The following is a 20349-nucleotide window of genomic DNA, read 5'->3' as shown; positions in this document are numbered from 1 at the left end:
CTGCATAGGACGCTTTGTTCCAAATATGAGACAGTGGGAATAACATGCCAGATTTAAACGGTATGATGCTATTTGCAGCCGTAGTTAGAGCGAAGGGATTCTCCCAAGCTGCACGTGAAACCGGCCACCCAAAATCCACCATAAGTCGCAAAATCGCGCAGCTAGAAGAACAACTTGGCGTGCGATTACTACAGCGCGACACCCGTAATTTGAGTTTGACCCAAATCGGGGCACTCTTTTATCAACACTGTGATTCGATTCGCAATGAGGTAGAAGCGGCCAAGGCAGTTATCGAGAATACTCACGATGATGTGTCAGGATCATTACGCATTGCAATCCCAGTGTCATTTAGCCAAGAACTTATCGCTAACCTCTGTAGCGGATTTATGCGTTTATATCCCAATGTTGAATTGGATGTCCAGTTTACCGACAACGATATTGGTTTAGTCGGTGAAGGATATGACATAGCCATCAAATATGGTCCACTTCAATCGTCGGACTTAGTCGCAAGATTACTGTTTGAACGCCAGCCAATTTTAGTGGCAAGCCCTGCATACTTAAAACTCAAAGGCACACCCGCGACCCCAAAGGAACTCAGCCTGCACAGTGGGATTTTATTGGGGACTTCTCGCTCAGCACCAATTTGGCCACTGGGTAAAGGTTCGCGTAAAACCATGGCGAACTTTCAGCGTAAAGTGAGGGTCAACAGCCCGATAATGGTGAAGCAATTAGCCATAGATGATTTTGGCATCGCCATGTTATCCAATTCAGCCTGTAAAACCGAACTTGCTAATGGACAGCTAGTACCGATTTTACAGGAATGGCCGATTGAACCTTTTAAGGTTTACGGTGTTTATTCGAGCCGACGCCAACTGGCCACCAACATCAGTGTCTTCTTAGACTTCTTCGTAAAACGCTTCAGCAGCCAAGAAAGCCTGCAATCCCTAATGGGTTAACGTTTCCCGTCGCATCAAGGAAACCTGTTTCAAGAAAGCCCAATAAAAAAGCCTAGATCTGAGTCTAGGCTTTCAGTATCAAGATTGATGTCAGCCAAGTAGGCCGCTTCATACGCAATTCTCGCAAGGTTTAGATACGCTATGCTTACGCGACCTAGCATGGGCTAAGGAATAACGCGTTCCCGTTTTAAGATTTCCTTAGTAATGGCTTGACGCAATGGTAAACCTGCGGCGTCGGGAATATCCATATTCATCGCAAAAAACCATACATTATCATCGAGTTCAACCCAACCTACCCACCAGCCAATGCTTGGTTCTGCTCTGACTGCATAACCGGTTTTCGCACGGATAATATAGTCAGAATTCGCTTCAGTCAGCATGGCTTGCTTAACAATACGTAAACTGCGCTCAGAAGCGTGTATCTTGTTGTGATAAAGCTTACGTAGGAAATCGATTTGCTCCGTAGCCGAAATTCGTATGCCACCATCTAACCAAAAGCTATCCAAATTTCCCGAAATATCCTCATTACCATAATCAAACGAGGCGATCATCTTCGACATACGCGCCTCACCAATTTGGCGAGCAAACTCTTGGTAGACAGGCACAACCGAATACTTCATTGCAGTAATAAGGTTATGATCACGATTCCAAGTTGCGATATCTCGACTTTTACCATCCCACTTAAAGACTTGATGCTCATCCTTCACCACGCCAAGCTCTAGCGCGATCAAACTGTTAGGAATCTTAAACGTCGATGCAGGTAAAAAACCTTGATTGGCACGTTTAAGATTATTAGTGAATCCCTGTTGCTTGTTTTCATTCCATAACACCACTACGCCTTTAGTTTGGTGCTGAGTAAAACTAGCATCCCAACTGCGGGTTTCTTGCCACTCCTTAGCTGTAGTAGATGCAAAAGTCGGCGCCACTAAGCTTGACGACACTAAAATAGACGACATCACCAGCACAGCCGATATGGTGAACAAACGCATAAAGTCTCCTTGTAGAAAAATAAACAATCCAATGAACTAAAAAAGTGATTAAGGCTATCACTTAGGGTTTTGGCAAGCCCTAGCAAACTGCTGACCAATTGTGGCAAAAAAGAGGCAAACTAGACCCTATTGCACTGTTGCAGATGGGTTAATGCCAGCGCCACATGATTTGTGATAGAAGATATTGGCATAAGATGACAAAGATCACTGAGCTTAACTTTATTACCCTCAGCTTGTAGTGCATACTTTTTGGCATAAGAGACTATCCGCACGAAAAAAATAATCATTATTTCCAATGAATAACATCTAATCACTACAGGGAAGCCAAACATGTTGAAGCCAGTGTTAACACTCATCCTCACCACCAGCTTAATGACTACAGCCAGTGCCGTGCAGTTATTTGGTGACGTTGAAGTTTCCCGCCTACCAGCAGCCGAAAAAACCATAGGCGACGTAGTAACTCGCTATCAAGCACTTGACGATGGTCTGGCTCAGCTGAGCTCAAAGAAAAACGAAGTTGACGCCACCCAATTAGCGGCGCGCCAAGGACACAGATTATGGCAACAAGCTGTCCGCGATGTGCAGTCAGGGCATTTTGACGACCGACCTTTATACTGGGCTCGCCTTGCCATGCTTAATAGTCTAAAAACCACCAGCGCCAACTTTAAAATGGCCGATTGGCAACAAGATATATTAATGAGTGCAGTTGAAAAGGCCTCACGGGGTTTTAGCGATATTCAATATGGTGATGATGTCCAAATCAAAATATTCCTCACGGGTTTCGATCCTTTCTTCCTCGACAAAGATATCACCCAGAGTAATCCTTCAGGTCTAGTCGCCCTCGCCTTGGATGGTTTTCGCTTTGAAATTAATGGGAAAACGGCGCAAATAGAAACCGCTATGGTGCCAGTGCGTTTTGAAGATTTTGACCAAGGGCTTATCGAGTCGCTATTGAGCCCGATTTATCGCGATCCCAAAACCCAATTTGTGTTCACCGTTAGCATGGGCCGAACTGATTTTGATATTGAACGTTTCCCAGGGCGAAATCGCAGTGCAGCGGCGCCCGATAACCAAAACGTACTCACTGGCGGCACTAAAACCGCACCGGTTGCCCCAAAGCTTAATGGTAAAGATTTTATCGGCCCCGAATTTGTGGAATTTTCACTGCCTGTTTCGGCTATGCAAGTCAAAGATGGTCAATGGAAAGTCAATGATAACCATACTGTCACTACCCTTGCCAGCGGCGAATTTAGTGCAACATCATTAAACGAACTGCAAAACGAAACCTCAGTCGAAGGCTCTGGCGGCGGTTATCTCTCTAATGAAATCTCCTATCGCGCCATAGTCTTGCAGCAAAAGTTTAATAGCCATGCCAAGGTCGGCCACATTCACACACCAAGAGTCAAAGGCTATGATGCCGATACTGAGCAAGCCATAGTCGAACAAGTACGCACTATGGTGATGCAGGCGGCAGCGAGTTTATAGCCAAGTCACACTGGCTGAAACTGGCCGAAACTGGCATTGTCAGATAGCGTTCGCTATGATGCGAACGCTTCTGATGTGAACGCTTAGGCAGGCTTAATCACCGATAAGTTTTAAGCACTCAATTTTATCTTTAACCGACGAGATCCAACGCTAACCCTATGCTGAAACCCGCTGACTTACTCAATGCCTTACGCCGTCGCAGCAGTGAAGCACTTGCCCCGCTGACAAAATCGACGTACGCAGCCTTGGGCCAAAGCCAAGATAAGTCGCAGGTGATAACGAGTCCACCAGCACCAAATCCGGCTCAGGCACATATTTTCACCGGTTCATCACGCCCACTCTCGTCACTACAAATTCAAGTACTAGAGCGAATTGAAGCCTGTTATCAAGAGGCCGAGATATCGCTTAAGCGCACTTTTCCACGCCCAGTCACTCAATTTAGTCTAAGGGGTAAGAGCGCGGGTACGGCTCATCTGCAGCAGAATCGCTTGCGATTCAATCCTGTATTGCTACGCGAAAACAGCGAGGCATTTCTGACTGAGGTCGTCCCCCACGAAATTTGTCATTTGCTGTGTTTTCAGCTTTTTGGCAAAACCAAGCCCCACGGTAAAGAATGGCAATCTTTGATGTTAACGGTATTTAAGGTCAATCCGAGTACCACACATAGCTTTAATACCACTTCAGTTACGAGTCGCGATGTTGAGTATCGCTGCGCCTGTGGACCGATTCGACTGAGTATTCGACGCCATAACAAGGTGTTGCGTGGTGAAAGTCGTTATATTTGTAAACGCTGTAAGACCCATTTAACTGCGAACTAGCGACTTTCAGCAAACAAAACTCCCACCTAAGTACGACTCAATTTGCATAAACAGCGATATTTCCCTTACCATCACGCCATAAAAGATGAGCCAAAGGCTCGCGTAGTGTTTGTTATTTTGGGATAAATTTTGAACATAGCTTCTTTAACCGTTAATTCACGGCGACTTTTGTTGTGCCTAATCACTTGGGCGGCGACCTTATCTGTGCCCGCAAGTGCCTCAGTGTCACATCCCAGCAGTTTCAGCCAAGCGAAAACCAAGTCACAGGCGCTCTACGCAGGCAGTCGCCAAGGTACTCTGCCCGCAGTCAGCTTTTACTGTGGCTGTGAAATTCAGATCAAAGGCAAATCGTGGAAACCCGATCTCGCCAGCTGTGGTTATCAAGTCCGTAAACAGGAAACCCGCGCTAACCGTATCGAGTGGGAACACATAGTCCCCGCCTGGGAATTTGGCCATCAACTCCAATGCTGGCAAAAGGGTGGCCGTAAAAACTGTGCCGATAACAGTAATGAATTTAATAAAATGGAATCGGACATGCATAATTTGGTACCCGCAATTGGTGAGGTCAATGGCGATCGCAGCAACTTCCGATTTAGCCAATGGAACGGTAAGGCCGACCAATATGGCCAATGTGCTATGGTAGTCGACTTTAAGAATCGTCAAGCACAACCTCCCGCGAATACCCGCGGTAAGATAGCCAGAACCTACCTCTATATGCAGCAGACCTATGGTCTTAAAATCGCCTCTAGCCAATTAAAATTATTTAAGGCATGGGATAAAACCTATCCAGTTGATACTATTGAGTGCAAACGTGATAACGCCATAGCGCAAACCCAAGGTAACCATAACCCCTTTGTGCAGAATGCCTGTAATGCGCCACCACAGCGTCAACAATTAGCCGAATAAGGTCGACAATGAGAGTCCCAAGAATTTATCAACCTCAGCCATTAGCCATCAATCAACAGTTGAACTTAGACGAAGATGGCGCGGCCCATATCGGCAAGGTGCTACGCATGGGTAACGGCGAACATATCAGTCTATTTAATGGCGATGGCAATGATTATCTTGCTGAAATTGTCGATGCAGGTAAGAAGCATGTCACAGTAAAACTGCTCTCCTGTGAGGCCAATTTATCTGAGTCGCCACTCAACTTGCACTTAGGCCAAGTGATTTCCCGTGGCGATAGAATGGAGTTCACCATTCAAAAATCAGTCGAGCTTGGCGTGAATACGATTACGCCGCTGTTTTCAGATCGCTGCGGTGTGAAACTCAACGGCGAACGCCTAGAAAAGAAAATTCAGCAATGGCAGAAGATCGTTGTGAGCGCCTGTGAGCAATCGGGACGCAGTCAAGTGCCCGTGGTTCGCCCAGCGATGGACTTACACGATTGGTGCAGTGAGCCGACCTCAGCGCTTAAACTCAATTTGCATCCACGTGCCGCACACGGTATCAATGGCTTAGATTTGGCGCATACCCGCGTGCGACTATTAATTGGCCCAGAAGGCGGTTTGTCGGCGGAAGAAATCGCCATGACAGAAACCTATCAATTTACCGATGTGTTGCTTGGCCCCAGAGTGCTACGCACCGAAACCGCCTCGCTCACCGCCATTACGGCACTGCAACTCAGATTTGGTGATTTAGGCTAGACCGTCCACAGCCGCACACAGCGGTGGTATGGCACCCCATTATCCAATAAATGCTTTTTTGCCTGCAAACGGCGACAAATAAGGAACAGATTAATGATAAAACTCGGCATAGTGATGGACCCCATCAGTGAGATCAACATTAAGAAAGACTCCAGTTTTGCCATGTTAATGGCCGCGCAGGAAAGAGGTTATCAGCTGTTTTATATGGAAATGGCCGATCTTGCCATGGTCAACGGTGTGGCTATGGCCAATATGCGTCCGTTAACTGTTTTCAATGATGCGAGCAAATGGTTTGAACTAGGTGAATCTCAAGACACGCCGATGAGCGAACTCGACGTGATCTTAATGCGTAAGGACCCGCCATTCGATACTGAGTTTATCTACGCAACTTACATGCTTGAACGCGCCGAAGAACAAGGCGTGTTGATCGTTAACAAGCCGCAAAGCTTACGTGATGCTAACGAGAAACTGTTTACCGCATGGTTTAGCGAATTCACGCCAGAAACGATCGTAACCCGTGATGCCAAACGTATCCGAGCTTTCCACCAAGCGAAGGGCGATATTATTCTTAAGCCACTTGATGGTATGGGCGGCACCTCGATTTTCCGCGTGAAGCAGGACGACCCAAACCTTGGGGTCATCATAGAAACCTTGACCAGCTATGGCCAACAATATGCCATGGCGCAAGCCTTTATCCCTGAGATAACCAAAGGCGATAAACGCATTTTAGTGGTCGATGGTGAGCCTGTGCCCTACGCCTTGGCGCGTATCCCAATGAAAGGCGAAACCCGTGGTAACTTAGCGGCAGGCGGAAGCGGTGTGGCTCAACCTTTATCCGACAGCGATTGGGCAATTGCCCGCGCCATTGGTCCAGAACTTAAAAAGCGTGGACTGATTTTTGTCGGCCTCGATGTCATTGGTGACAAGCTAACTGAGATCAACGTAACCAGTCCAACTTGTATCCGTGAGATCCAAGCAGCATTTAATGTCGACATCACCGGCATGTTAATGGATGCTATTGAAGCACGCATTAACACCAAAGCATAAAAATTTACCAACGAGTTTGTTGATTTAAGGCGCTTTGACATCACAAGCGCCTAGCCACTTTCTAGGGATGTGATATGAGTTTCACCAAAGCGCCATTCTTGTTACTCGGCATAGGTTTATTACTATCGACTCCGACTTGGGCCAACATAGAAACAGGTCCAACGAAAGCACCGTCGCGTCCCAAAAATATTGTCATCATGATAGGTGATGGTATGGGACCGTCTTACACTAGCGCTTACCGTTACTACAAAGATAATCCTGACACAGAGGAAGTCGAACAAACCGTATTCGACCGTTTACTTGTAGGTATGGCGAGCACTTATCCCGCCAGTGTCAGTGGTTATGTTACCGACTCAGCCGCGGCAGCAACGGCGCTCGCCACTGGCGTTAAATCTTACAATGGGGCGATTTCGGTCGATACCCAAAAGCAACCGCTGCCGACCATACTCGAAAAAGCCAAATCCCTTGGCTTCAGCACAGGTGTGGCTGTCACATCCCAGATAAACCACGCCACGCCTGCAGCCTTTTTAGCCCACAACGAGAGCCGTAAAAACTACGACGCTTTAGCACTCAGCTATCTAGAAACCAACGCCGATGTATTCTTAGGCGGTGGTCAAAAATACTTTACCCCTGAACTATTAGCGCAATTTAAAGCCAAGGGGTATCAACATATTACTCGTTTTGAAGATCTCGCCAGCATCACCCAACCTAAAGTGCTAGGCTTGTTTGCCGAAGTCCAATTACCTTGGGCGATTGATGAAAAAGATGCGAAAAAACTCAGCACTTTAACCCAAAAAGCGCTCAGTTTACTGTCGCAGAATGACCAAGGTTTTGTATTGTTAGTCGAAGGAAGTCTCATCGACTGGGCGGGTCACAATAACGACATCGCCACTGCTATGGGTGAGATGGATGAATTCTCCAATGCCATTGAAGTGGTTGAGCAATTCGTGCGTGAACATCCTGATACCCTGATGGTGATCACCGCCGACCATAACACCGGTGGCCTATCGATTGGCGTCGATGGAAAGTACAACTGGAACCCTGAAATCCTACGTAACATTTCAGCCAGTACCGACACATTAGCCTTAGCCGCCATCAGCGGTGAACAATGGCAGGCCGATCTTGCCCGCGGTTTAGGTTTTGAGCTCAACGAAGAAGAAATCGCAAAATTAACGGTCGCCAGAATGCAGGGATTAGAAACCATCGCGGTTGCAATTCGCCATGTTATTGATAAGCGAACTGATACAGGTTGGACAACCGACGGTCACACTGGCACAGACGTACAAGTGTTTGCCGCAGGTCCCGCATCTGAGCTGTTTAACGGCCATCAAGACAATACTGATATCGCCAATAAGATTTTCAGCTTATTGCCAAAACCGAAGAAACCGAAGAGCTAAGCGTTAATCGATTCCTTTCATTAAAGGCAATCACATAAGGCAACCGCATAATGCAGTTGCCTTTTTTATTGGGTCTTTTTATTAGGGATTTTATTAGGTCTTAGTGCAGTGATTCGATGCAAACTGGCTCGGGCGTGAATAACGGGTATAATGCCCACACTTAAGTCTATCGGTGCCAGTAACTGTGTTAACTAATCCATCGCAAGTCATTATTCGTAATCAAGACAGCCTAAGCCAACATAAGGTGTTAGTGCTCAATCATGAAGCCGATCTACTGCCAAAAGCCCTGCTCGATGTCGCGGCCTCGGTCGATGCCCTCGCCTTGGATTATCACCATTATTTACACTTAGCGCCGCACGCGAATTCAAAACTGCGTTGCTACTTCGGCCACGAACTGCCACATCAAGACCCAATTAAACCTGAAAAGTACGATACGGTTATCGTTTATTTCCCCAAGGCTAAACCCCTCGCACCTTATCTGTTTAACCTCGCCGCCAGCCATCTTGTGCCTAACGGCCAGCTATTAGTCGTTGGGGAAAACAAAGGCGGCATTAAGTCTTTAGTTAAACTCTTGCCTGAGTATTTTGCGACGGGGATGAAACTCGATAACGCCCGCCACTGCCTGCTGTTTGGTAGCCATTTAGAGGGCAGCGCCCCGGCAATGAAACTTAGCGACTGGGTCAGTCAGTATCAACTCACAACGCCGCAAGGCGAGATCAGTATCTGTAATTTAGTCGGGGTATTTAGCGAAAAACGGTTAGATCTCGGCACTGAATTATTATTGTCACACCTACCAACACTCTCGGGTCGAGTGCTCGATTTTGGTTGCGGCGCAGGCGTGATCACCGCAGCCCTACTAAAAGCACAACCAAGCCTATCCCTTGAATGCGTTGATATTAATGCCATGGCGTTAGCTTCTTGTGAACTCACCCTGGCGGCCAATGGCATGACAGCCAAAGTGTATCCGTCCGATGGGCTCACGCAAACCACAGGAAAATTTAACGGCATTATCTCTAATCCGCCGTTTCATGATGGCCTCGCCAGCACCACCAGCATAGCGCAGAACTTTGTCACCGATAGTGCTAAGCAATTACAACATAATGGTATTTGGCAAATAGTCGCCAATCGCCACCTGCCCTATTCCGATATTATCGCCGCCGAATTTGGCCAATTGAAAGTGGTTGCCGACAACAACAAGTACAAGTTGTATTACTTCCAGCACAAATAGATGTTTGATTAATAACGCGCAGATGCTTTCGCTGAAGCGCGTTATTGGCAACACCAGCCACTCACTCTTATCCCAATCCCTGTTTGTTTGCAGATAAAACCTCACTTTCATCGTGTTACAAAATTCAATATTGTGATCTGCCGCATGCCAGCGATTCTGACAATCCCCCACTTATAGTCACTCAACAGCCGTTCCTAACATAGGGATTCGATTTAAAACATCAAAATAATGGTTAAACCCAAAATCAATATAAGTTGTGGTTTATTCAGTAATTTTTGTTATAAAACCAGAGATAACACTGATTATAAGACTCAATTTTTTATAAAAAACTATTTTAAAATTCACTCATAGACCATTAACAACAAAATGACAACATTTGCTGATTTTGCAGCCAAAAAGGCTTCTTTACCCTAAGTTTCTACTGTTATACTCAAAACAGCTTCTTAACAAGAATAAAACGCAATTACTAGGAATGCCCCTATGCTGGACCCTGAACTCATAGAGCTAAACAGCGATAAGACAAAAGCTGAATTGCGCCTGATCCCGAATGTCCATGGTCCAGTCACCCATGAAGACATAATGCGCCTGTTGTCTTTACCTGAATTCGCCGCCCTGTTTCCGCTAGAGCCAGCCATTACTAAAACCGTCGCTAAAATCAACTCTCTTTGTAATCAAGACGATGGAAAATTTGAGCTCTATACTACTTTGGCCGAACGTCGCGATGGCAGCATAGCTATCGAGATTAGTCCCGATAAAATGCAAGCCAGTCTTAAACTTACCGCAGCATGGGGTGGTAAACAGATAGATTTGCCAGAGATCCTCACTCATCTCAAAAAAAACAACGTCTGCATGGGGCTAAGCAAACTCAAAATTCAAGCTCTACTAAAGCAACTCAGCACACTCAAGCCAGGGGAAATCTGCCAAAGTGAAATAGCCCAAGGCAAAGCCCCTGTTAATGGACTCAATGCGGTATTAGAACGCAAAGTATTCCTTGCGCGCGAACGCTTGCTTCAGCCACAAGAGCGCGAAGATGGCAGTGTCGATATGCGCAATTTAGGCGCAATGATCGTTGTTAAAGCCAATGATCTCTTGATGGTTAAACATTTAGCCACCGAAGGCACTCCGGGCTACAACATCAAGGGCGAAGTCCTTAAACAAAAACCAGGTAAGGATGCCGTGCTTCAAGTGGGAACAGGCACAGCCTTTCATCCCAAAGATCCCAATAAGCTGATCGCCACAGTGCCGGGGCAACCCGTCGAAACCCGTACAGGTATGAATGTCGATGATGTACTGCAACTTAAAGATGTCGACATCAGCACAGGCCATGTCACCTTCAAGGGCAGTATTTTAATTACAGGTGATGTCCACGAGGGCATGATAGTTAAAAGCTCAGGCGATATTACCGTGATGGGGTTTGTAGACTCCGCCACCCTTGAAGCAGAAGGCGATGTCACTGTGAGTAAAGGCATCATTGGCCGCCAGATTAAAGCCAATGAATACTCTACCAATATCTATTCTCAAGGCCAGATCAGCGCCCAATTTGTACAATATTCTCAATTAGTTGCCAAAGGTAATATCTTAGTCACTAAACAGTTGCTGCACAGTAATACCAAAACCGCCGGCAGTTTAACGGTCAGCGATCCTAGCGGTCGTCGTGGCGATCTGGTTGGCGGAGTCGCACACGCTGAAAAAGGCATCACGGCGGTTGTCATAGGTGCAACGGCAGGGACTAAAACTGACGTTTACTGCGCAATGGGACAGGCTGAACTCAAGCAAGATCTCAAGCTACTCGATGAGAGCGTTAAAGCTATGGTCGTCGCCAGTTTAGATATCGAGGCTCGCCTCAATAAACTGCCCCCCAAGTCAGAATGGCAAGCTGACGCGGTTATGATTGAGCAAATCAAGATGATGCTTGATGAAAAGAATCGCATCATGGACGAACGTACCCGTGAAGAGCTTGAATTCGATACCTTTAAACAAGAAGTCGAAGGCTACTACGAAAAATACCGTATCGAAGTGCTTAAACACGTATTCCTTAACGTTGAGCTGCATATAGGTCCAGCAAATCACCGTACGGCACGTGAACACGGCACTTGTTGTATTGCCAATGTTAATCAAGAGATTAACTTTGACTATAACGCCAAGGCCAAAGCTGCACCGAGCACATAAGGTTCACTAGGGTTCTTAACTTATTGGTCGCTCAGCCAGTGCTGAGGCGGCTTTCGCTCGGTAGCCAAACCTCTGAACTCGTTCTGGCCTCTATCTATCTTCTCCAAGCGTGGCATACTGCTCACAGATAAACGCACGCAGCAGTATGCCAAGTCACCTTCTTGCTAAATCCTAATCCTTGTCTACTGCCGCCGATTGATCTCAGAGAATACCTCAGAGCCCATTTTAAACTTCCTAAGGATCTGAAATGACTAGCGTTAAGATGTCGAGTATTGAATGGCCAGCGATTGTAAAACTGACTCAAAATGACGAATTACTTTACCTAGAACATCAAAGAGATTGGCTCGAACTGGCCTGTCTCTATCAGCATCACTTCATCGAAACCGATCAATTATTAGACTCCAAAGGGCAGCGATACCTTATCAGTGCCTGTCCACAAAAAATCCATGAAGATCCTGTTGGCGAATTACCTCGATTACTGCGCCAAAAACAGGATTTGCCACTCAATGAATTTATCAAATGGGTTCAAAATCATGCCCAAGCACTAGGACAATGTTGTGTTGCTAAACTGGCTTTCACGACAATTGCCCAAGGCATCGAAATTGTTCGTACCCTCGATGAATAAACAGCAAGCACATGATAAGCCATAATAAATGGCTATCAATAACTCAGTTAATCAATAAAAAACAATATGACCTTAAAAGCTAATATCCTCATAATCAATTCACAGGCATAATTTGCCGCGGTGTAACAGCGCTAAGCCAGACGGTAAAGCGCTTAAGATGCACTCCAAAATAACCGTTTTCTGCGTCGACTCAAGAGATGACGTTTAAGTTGGCACTAAATATACAAACAGATGGAACCGAAATTGGAACTACTTAAGATTGACTGCTTAGGCAAACAACTGCGCTTAGAAGGCTCGCTCGCGGGCTGGCAACAACTCTACTGGGACAACACCTTAGTCTCACAAAAAGAAGCTTCCGTCGATAATGGCGGCCTCAAAGTCCATGTCTTTGAGCTCACCCATCACAGCAGCCCATTGGTGACAGAAAGTGGTGAGCAAGCCATCGCCATGACAGAAGCTAAAATCCAAGTTCGCCTCGAAACCGATCTCGTTTGGCAGCCTTTCCGCCTCGATTACTGCTTGCTGATGGATGACAAGATTATCGACCAAGGGCGACGGACAGAGAAAGATATCGAACGCCAAACACCAGAAACGCCCATCGTTAAGCAGCAAAAAATCAGCATGATAGGACTCGCCTCCCTCGGCTTTAAGCTGTTAAAGAGCGCTAAAGTCATAAAGGTAGTGTTAGCGGGCGCCAGTGTTGCCGCTTATTCTTGGCTATTCTCCTTCCAATTCGCCCTCGCACTTATCGCCTGTTTGGTATTCCACGAATATGGCCATATTCGCGCAATGAAATATTTTGGGATGAAGACCAAAGGGATTTACCTTATTCCCTTTATGGGCGGACTCGCGCTCTCCGATGAGAAAATTAATACGCGTTGGCAAGATGTGGTGATTTCTATCATGGGACCGACCTTTGGGCTCTTGATGTCCATCGCTTCCTTGATTGCTTACCACGCAACGGGCAATGTGTTTTTTGCTGGCCTTGCCGCCTTTAATGCGCTGCTTAACCTATTTAATTTATTGCCTATTCTGCCACTCGATGGCGGGCATATTTTAAAGAGCATCAGCTTTTCGATGAACAGCATTATGGGCTTGGTCGCCTGCGCCGCAGGTGCCGCTTTTGGTGTGTATATCAGCTACACCTTAGGCTTAGCGCTATTGGGCTTCTTGCTGTTGATCGGTAGCTTAGAAATCATCTTCGAGTGGCGCACTCGCCATCAAAGCCACCTGCTGCCATTAGACAGATACGGGCAAATCTTCTCGGTTATTTGGTACTTGCTCACGGTTGGTGCCTTAGTCGGCATCATCTGGCACTTAGCGGGAACGGGCGATGATATGCTCAGCTTGCCGCTGCAAATATTACGCAGCTAATCCGCTTAACGGCTAAGCACAGATTCAAACACTCACCCTGAGCAATATAAAAAACCGCTATTAATAGCGGTTTTTTATTTTTCTGTCGCGCTGTGATGCTTTTACAAAAATGCGCTATTCCTTTGCCAAAGGCGGAGCGATATCGCTGCCGCCAAGGGCTTGATAAAGCGTCGCTTGGGCGGTGAGTTGGTTATAGCGATTCTCGAGTAAAGCCGCCTCGGCGCTGCGACGATTCTCTTGGGCATCAATCCAATTCTGAATACCGATAGCGCCATTGCGGTACTGGCTCTCATAAATGGCTTCAACGGCCGCCGCTGCACTGAATTGCTGCGCCAACTTCTCCCCTTGATAGCGATATTGCTGCTTAGCCGAAATCGCGTTATCGACATCTTCAAAGGCGGAATAAAGCGTCTTGCGATAATTCACCACTGCGGTTTGATAATCGATATCGGCAATGTCATTATTGATTTGCATTTGATTCCACTGCAAAAAGGGCAAGACTAGCCCTGCGCCTAAACTGCCAACGGGATTGCGTAACAACTCTTTTAACTCAGAGGTCGACTCCCCAACACCGCCGGTTAAACTCAGGCTTGGGAAATAACTCGCATAGGTCGCATCTTTACTCGCCAAGGCGGAGCGCAGTTGATACAAGGAGGCCTTCACATCTGGGCGTCTCACTAACAAATCTGCGGGTACACCCACGCTAACATCAGGTACTGCTACGTCGGGGAGTTGCTTAATCTCAACCCAAGTTCCCCCTGAAGCTAAACTCTGCACTGGATCAGCGGCTGGCGCTTGATTGAGTAATATCGCGAGGGCATTTTTAGCCACAGTTAATTGCTGAATAAGCTGGCTATGGGCAGCCTCTTGTCCCGCCATACTGCGCTGAGCTTCAAGCACATTCACTTGCGTCACGGCCCCAGAATCATACTGCCTTTGGGTTAATGCCAGCGTTTGCTGACTGTACTCGATACTCTTTTGGCTTAAATCAATCCGTTGATTTAAATAACCTATCTGCCAATACAAAGATGCGGTGGTCGCCACTAGGCTTTGGGTAGTACTTTCCCTATCTTCGGCGCTCGCCAGCGCAGCCCATTGAGCTTGGTCGATATTGGCCGACACTTTGCCCCACAAATCCACCTCATAACTCACGGACAATTTCGCTTGATAACTCTTAGTCGCATCGCCACCCTCCAGTGGCTGATTACGGGAAGCGTCAAGGTTTGCCGATAACTGTGGGTATAGATCATCCCGCGTTAGCCCTGCCTGCAAGCGTGCTTTACGCAGCGTTAAGGTCGCCAGGGTTAAGTCATTGTTAGTGATCAACACTTGGCTGACCAGCTTATCGAGCTCGGGCTGATGAAACTGCTGCCACCAAGGGTCGACTTTTACTTGCTCGTTCACTGTGGTGTGTTGCCACTGTTCTGGAATTGCCAATGCAGGCGGTTCAAAGTCTGAACGCATAACACTGCCGCAGCCACTTAGCAAAGCGATTCCCAAAGCCACGCCTACAGCAATAGTACTGCTACGAAGCGAAAATGGCTGATTAAAAAGTTTAGTATTCATGGTGTTATTACTCTCTGGCTAATGCATCAACGGGATCTAACTGCGCCGCATTGCGGGCGGGTAAGAAACCAAATAGCACACCAATTAAGGTCGAACAGGCAAAGGCGGCAACGATGGAGGTGGTGGAATAAATCATTTGGAAACTGCCTCCCGTTTGAGCAAACACCACGCCAATCAAGTAGGACAAGGCGATGCCTAAGGTGCCACCGCACAAACACACTAAAATGGCTTCGATAAGGAACTGGCGCAAAATATCACTCTGGCGCGCACCCACCGCCATACGAACACCGATTTCACGGGTCCGCTCAGTCACAGACACTAACATAATGTTCATCACCCCAATTCCGCCAACGACAAGGGAAATCACCGCGATAGCCGAGATCAGTAAGGTCATGGTCGCAGTGGTTTTTTCGATGTTCTGCCTAATGGTATCGGTATTGATAGTGAAGAAATCTTGCGTGCCGTGGCGCATTTTAAGCAGCGCGATAATGCCCTGCTCCGCCGCGTTACTCGGCACAGTTTCATCGAGTCGAACGGTAATACCATCCAAATAATTTTTACCCACCATACGGCCAGAAACTGTGGTGTAAGGCACCCATACATTAAGCGCATCGCTGTTACCAAAAGCACTTTCTTTGGGTTGAGTCACACCTATGATACGTACGGGTAAATCTCCAAGGAAAATCACTTGCCCTATCGCCGAGTTATTGTCGGCAGCGCTGTTAGGGAAAAGCTCCTTACGGGTGTTGTCATCAATCACCGCATCTTGGGCGAGCGATGCGACACTGGCATCATCCCAAAATTGGCCCTGCGCTAACTCGTACCCTCTTACACGGAAAAACTCAGGTCCCACACCATTCACCGATGCCGATACCGCTTTATTACCAAAACGAACCGTGGCAGTAGAGCCAATGCTTGGCGTCACGCTATCAACATAGGGCAGATTTTTAAGGGCATTGGCGTCCGTAGCGGTTAAGGTGCGCACCCGCGCCGAGCGTCTATCGCCAAAACCAGAACCGGGGCGAATATCAATCGTGTTAGTCCCCATCGAACTGATACTTTTGAGGATGGCCTGCTGCGAGCCTTCACCTAAGGCCACCACAGAAACCACAGAGGCGATACCGATAATAATCCCGAGCATAGTCAAGAAGGTACGTAACCTGTGGGTCGACATCGCCACCAGCGCCATTTTAAGCGCTTCGACATATCTGTCCCACGAAGCCACCCGCGCACGCGAGCTGTCTTTTGCTGCCACTGCACCGCTAGGATTTTGTGGCGCCATATTTTGTAACGTTGAGCTTTGCGACGTCGAAGTTTGTGACGTCGAGCTTTGTGGCTTAGCCGTTTGTTTATCCTGACTGCGCTCATCGCTGATGATCACGCCGTCTTTGATTTCGATAATGCGGTCGGCATATTGCGCCACGTGCATATCGTGGGTCACGATAATGATGGTATGACCGTCGCTGTGCAGCTCCTGCAACAACTGCATCATTTCTTCGCCGCTGTGACTGTCAAGTGCACCTGTTGGCTCATCCGCAAGGATCACATCGCCGCCATTCATCAAAGCGCGCGCCACACTGACCCGCTGCTGCTGTCCGCCACTGAGCTGATTGGGTTTATGGTCAAGCCTGTCGCCAAGGCCTAAACGCGTTAACAAATGCTCGGCCCTGTCTTTACGAACCGTGCGTTCTTTACCCGCATACACAGCAGGCACTTCGACGTTGCCTATGGCGGTCAAATCGCCCAGTAAATGATAACGCTGAAAGATAAAACCAAAGTGCTCGCGGCGCAGCTGTGCTAACTCATCAACGTCCATAGTCGAGGTATCTTGGCCGTTGATAAAATACGCGCCCTTTGACGGCTTATCTAAACAACCAAGAATGTTCATTAGGGTCGATTTACCCGAGCCAGAAGCACCAACTATCGCCACCATCTCGCCACGGCCAATCGACAAGTTCACATCTTTCAGCACAGTGAGTTGCTGCTCACCCGCCTGAAAAGTGCGATAACAACCTGAAATTTCAAGTAATGCCGTTGTCACTGTTAAAACCTCACGCTAGGTGGGCGACGTAATTTACTGCTGCCATCATCGGAAGACGGCATGCCAAGCACAACCTGATCGCCTTCCTTCAAACCCGCGGTGATTTCAGCATTGATTTTGTTGTTAATCCCCACTGTGACATCCACATATTGCACTTGGTTATCAACTAATACAGGCACTTGATATTGCGGGCCGCTGCGGGCTTTACGCTCGACAGACCTAGCCTCTGGCGCCGCGGATTTCTCCCTCGGCTTTATACGCAATATCTGCGCAGGCACTAATAGCGCATCATCGGCCTTAGCTAACACTATAGACACCTGCGCCGTCATGCCGATACGCAAGGTGCGGTCAGGGTTTTCTACATCAAACAGACCATGGTAATAAATGGCGTCTGAGTCGCTAGAGCTCATATTGCTATCGTCGCCATCCATCGAAATCGGCCCAGGTTCAATCGCCCTCAAAACGCCGCGGTAGGGATGATTCGGTTTTCCAAGGACAGTGAAATACACGGCTTGACCCGGATGGACATTGACAACATCGGCTTCGGAAATCTGCGCTTTAACTGTCATGGTATCCAGCTGCGCCATTTCAACTATGGTCGGTGTTGTTTGATTAGCGTTAACGGTTTGCCCCACTTCCACCGCGGAATACACCACAGTGCCATCCATCGGCGCGGTAATTTTGGTATAACCTAAATCGATTCTGGCACTGTCGACGTTAATCTCAGCCTGTTGTTTTTGCGCTTCTAATTGCTCAAGCTCGGCTTGATAAACCGTTAGATTAGCATCGGCCACTTCATAATCGGCACGAGAACTGGCCTTATCGGCAAGCATTTGCTGCTGGCGGCTAAATTCCAATTTAGCTTGGCGGATCTGCGCCTGTTTAGCACGGAACTGAGCATTGATACTCTTGAGTGATGCGAGGGCATCCTTCAAATTATTCTGCTGCGCTAGGCTATCAATCTGAGCAATCAAATCGCCTTTCTTTACTTCATCACCCAGTGCCAGCGGCAAACTTAAGATTTGCCCCGATACCTGTGCGCCCACACTCACCAGTTTGGATGCCTGCAACATGCCATTGGCCAGCACTGAGTTTTCGATATCGCCACGGCGCACCGCTTCAGTTACATAGGTAGGTGCTGTTTCAGGCTTATGCCACATAAAATAAGCACCGCCACTAAGGAGTATTAAGCCGCTTAACGCGAGCAGCAATTTACGCTTTGAGGATTTTATCATCGGTATTGTCGTGTCCATCAATGCTAAAGACAGCAAGCATTCATCTTGCTAAGGAACTGAAATTGTTCCAACAGTATATAGAGTTAGCCAAAGACAGTAGACGAAGGAAGTGTCGTTAACAGGTAAAGATTTGCAAATATCTGTGTAGAAATTGACAAGGAAAGCACGATTGAGTAGTGCTTAGGCAGCAATGTGTGTTTTAGTGCAAAGGTTGTTTACAGAGTAATAAATGGTATTAGCTTAAATAAGATACTAGACATGATTATTCATCAACCTCCTATAATCGATTATGCACTGTCACTCCAGTGACTCGCAGCAAGTACATCCTTGTATGCTCGAACGTGGCATATATGGACCCGTCCGGTTTGCAAAACATTCGATAGCGATTTTGAGAAGAGTTCATTGCACCCATATATTTGGCCTGTTATTGAGGGATTCCTCTGGCCCTGATGGATATCTGCTTCTACTGTCCTTATCATCCTTGCGGCTTCATTATGAGCCTATGCCCGACTAAGGTTTTCAGTAGATCAGTCTGACTGTCTCATCATCAAATCAAGTGTCTTAGCAACTTGCTGGTTGGTTAATTATTAACGTTTATTGACTCTATTCAGCACTATACTGGAAGTCGATATTCTTCGTCATGCGCCGCGATAACCCATGCCATTCTCGCGAGTTTATTGGCGACGGCTACACAGGCTCGGTTAAAACCTCGGCGTTCTGCTAACAGGATTGCCCAGCAACTAAATTTATCCTGTTTATGACAACTGTGTTGCAACACGGCTCTGGCGCCGTGGATGAACAGGGTACGTAAGTAAGCATTTCCCCGCTTGCTTATTCCAAGGAGGTTATCTTTACCTCCACTGCTGTGTTGCTTGGGAACCAAGCCACACCAAGCTGAAAAGTGTCTACCATTACTGAAATCTTTACCATCACCGACGGCCGCATAAAAGGCGGTAGCGGTTACTGGGCCAATACCAGGGATAGTCTCTAACCGCTGGCAAATCACATTGTTTTTAGTTTCAGTTAGCACTTGAACGTCACAACCCTTAAGCCGTTTTTCTATATCACTAAATTCTTCATATAACTGATAAAAAATGGCCCGACCTTTAGTGGTCAGCGCATTGGTTTCATCCGCTAAAATATCTGGGAACTGTACTTTAAAAGCCGATTTACTTTTGGTTATCACAATGCCGTATTCCGCTAACATCCCTCTGACTTGATTGATTAAGGCGGTTGATTGTTTGTTTAAACGCTCACGCATGCGGTGGAGAAGTTGTACATCTTGTTGCGCGACGCCTTTTGGCTTCACAAAACGCATGTTGGGTCGCTGCGCCGCTTCTGCGATGGCTAAGGCATCGTTGTAGTCATTTTTATTACCTTGCCGAAAAGGCACCACAAATTGAGGGGCGATCAACTTGACGTTATGACCCAACAGCTCAAACTCTCTGGCCCAGTAATTTGCTCCACCACAGGCTTCCATCACAATCAGACACGGCTCTATTTGAGCGAGAAAGGGAAGCAAGTCCTTACGTCTAAGCATTTTCTTTTTAATTAACTTGCCCGCTTTATCGACGCCAACAGCATGAAAAACAGACTTTGCGATATCTAAACCGATTGTAGTAATCTTCATAGGTGGACCCGTCCTCTTTCTGATGAGTTTTAGCGACTACATCGTGGCCCATTGCGAGGCCGATTAAAAGTGGATGGGTCCATTCCATTATCCATGCCACGAACGGTCACTTCCATGAAAGTACCTAATCCTGTTAACTTTTG

The 20349-nt window shown here is 47.1% G+C and carries 16 protein-coding genes; 11 read left to right on the top strand and 5 right to left on the bottom strand.

What is annotated here, in order from left to right; translation table 11 throughout:
- Positions 1-44: 44 nt before the first annotated feature.
- Positions 45-956 (top strand): LysR family transcriptional regulator, encoded by a 912-nt coding sequence (locus CKQ84_RS12255; protein WP_105251501.1) that lies wholly within the window; start codon positions 45-47, stop codon positions 954-956.
- 164 nt (positions 957-1120) lie between these two features.
- Here the strand turns inward: CKQ84_RS12255 and blaOXA are convergent, their stop codons facing one another.
- On the bottom strand, positions 1121-1945 hold the full coding sequence (gene blaOXA / locus CKQ84_RS12250; RefSeq protein ID WP_105251500.1) for a class D beta-lactamase: 825 nt from the start codon (positions 1943-1945) through the stop codon (positions 1121-1123).
- 330 nt (positions 1946-2275) lie between these two features.
- Here blaOXA and CKQ84_RS12245 point away from each other — a divergent pair, with 330 nt between their 5' ends.
- The 10 genes from CKQ84_RS12245 to CKQ84_RS12195 all read left to right on the top strand — a co-directional run bounded on the left by CKQ84_RS12245 (position 2276) and on the right by CKQ84_RS12195 (position 13734).
- Positions 2276-3430 (top strand): hypothetical protein, encoded by a 1155-nt coding sequence (locus CKQ84_RS12245; RefSeq protein ID WP_105251499.1) that lies wholly within the window; start codon positions 2276-2278, stop codon positions 3428-3430.
- A 158-nt stretch (positions 3431-3588) separates the two neighbouring features.
- Positions 3589-4248: a SprT family zinc-dependent metalloprotease gene (locus CKQ84_RS12240; RefSeq protein WP_105251498.1), complete on the top strand. Its 660-nt coding sequence runs from the start codon at positions 3589-3591 to the stop codon at positions 4246-4248.
- A 126-nt stretch (positions 4249-4374) separates the two neighbouring features.
- Positions 4375-5154: an endonuclease EndA gene (gene endA / locus CKQ84_RS12235; protein ID WP_105251497.1), complete on the top strand. Its 780-nt coding sequence runs from the start codon at positions 4375-4377 to the stop codon at positions 5152-5154.
- 8 nt (positions 5155-5162) lie between these two features.
- Entirely contained in the window at positions 5163-5894 is a 732-nt protein-coding gene (gene rsmE / locus CKQ84_RS12230; protein WP_105251496.1) for a 16S rRNA (uracil(1498)-N(3))-methyltransferase, read from the top strand.
- 93 nt (positions 5895-5987) lie between these two features.
- On the top strand, positions 5988-6941 hold the full coding sequence (gshB, locus tag CKQ84_RS12225; RefSeq protein WP_105251495.1) for a glutathione synthase: 954 nt from the start codon (positions 5988-5990) through the stop codon (positions 6939-6941).
- Positions 6942-7015: 74 nt separating this feature from the next.
- Positions 7016-8338 (top strand): alkaline phosphatase, encoded by a 1323-nt coding sequence (locus tag CKQ84_RS12220; protein ID WP_105251494.1) that lies wholly within the window; start codon positions 7016-7018, stop codon positions 8336-8338.
- 184 nt (positions 8339-8522) lie between these two features.
- Entirely contained in the window at positions 8523-9566 is a 1044-nt protein-coding gene (locus tag CKQ84_RS12215) for a methyltransferase (RefSeq protein ID WP_105251493.1), read from the top strand.
- Positions 9567-10046: 480 nt separating this feature from the next.
- On the top strand, positions 10047-11735 hold the full coding sequence (locus tag CKQ84_RS12210; protein WP_105251492.1) for a DUF342 domain-containing protein: 1689 nt from the start codon (positions 10047-10049) through the stop codon (positions 11733-11735).
- 247 nt (positions 11736-11982) lie between these two features.
- A complete protein-coding gene (locus CKQ84_RS12205; RefSeq protein WP_028759298.1) occupies positions 11983-12360 on the top strand; it encodes a DUF4144 family protein in 378 nt (125 codons plus the stop codon).
- Between the two features lie 231 nt (positions 12361-12591).
- Positions 12592-13734, top strand: a complete 1143-nt coding sequence (locus tag CKQ84_RS12195) for a site-2 protease family protein (RefSeq protein ID WP_173913176.1) — start codon at positions 12592-12594, stop codon at positions 13732-13734.
- A gap of 114 nt (positions 13735-13848) precedes the next feature.
- Here the strand turns inward: CKQ84_RS12195 and CKQ84_RS12190 are convergent, their stop codons facing one another.
- From CKQ84_RS12190 to CKQ84_RS12175, 4 genes are all read right to left on the bottom strand, one after another.
- Positions 13849-15300, bottom strand: a complete 1452-nt coding sequence (locus CKQ84_RS12190) for an efflux transporter outer membrane subunit (RefSeq protein WP_105251490.1) — start codon at positions 15298-15300, stop codon at positions 13849-13851.
- Between the two features lie 7 nt (positions 15301-15307).
- Complete coding sequence (locus CKQ84_RS12185) at positions 15308-17341, bottom strand: MacB family efflux pump subunit (RefSeq protein WP_105251489.1); 2034 nt, start codon at positions 17339-17341, stop codon at positions 15308-15310.
- A gap of 2 nt (positions 17342-17343) precedes the next feature.
- A complete protein-coding gene (locus CKQ84_RS12180) occupies positions 17344-18576 on the bottom strand; it encodes an efflux RND transporter periplasmic adaptor subunit (RefSeq protein WP_105251488.1) in 1233 nt (410 codons plus the stop codon).
- 613 nt (positions 18577-19189) lie between these two features.
- Positions 19190-20206 (bottom strand): IS110-like element ISSba19 family transposase, encoded by a 1017-nt coding sequence (locus CKQ84_RS12175; protein WP_105251487.1) that lies wholly within the window; start codon positions 20204-20206, stop codon positions 19190-19192.
- Positions 20207-20349: the final 143 nt, after the last annotated feature.

The organism is Shewanella sp. WE21 (assembly GCF_002966515.1).
Taxonomy (GTDB): Bacteria; Pseudomonadota; Gammaproteobacteria; order Enterobacterales; family Shewanellaceae; genus Shewanella; species Shewanella oncorhynchi.
This window is presented reverse-complemented; position numbering and strand designations above follow the sequence as displayed.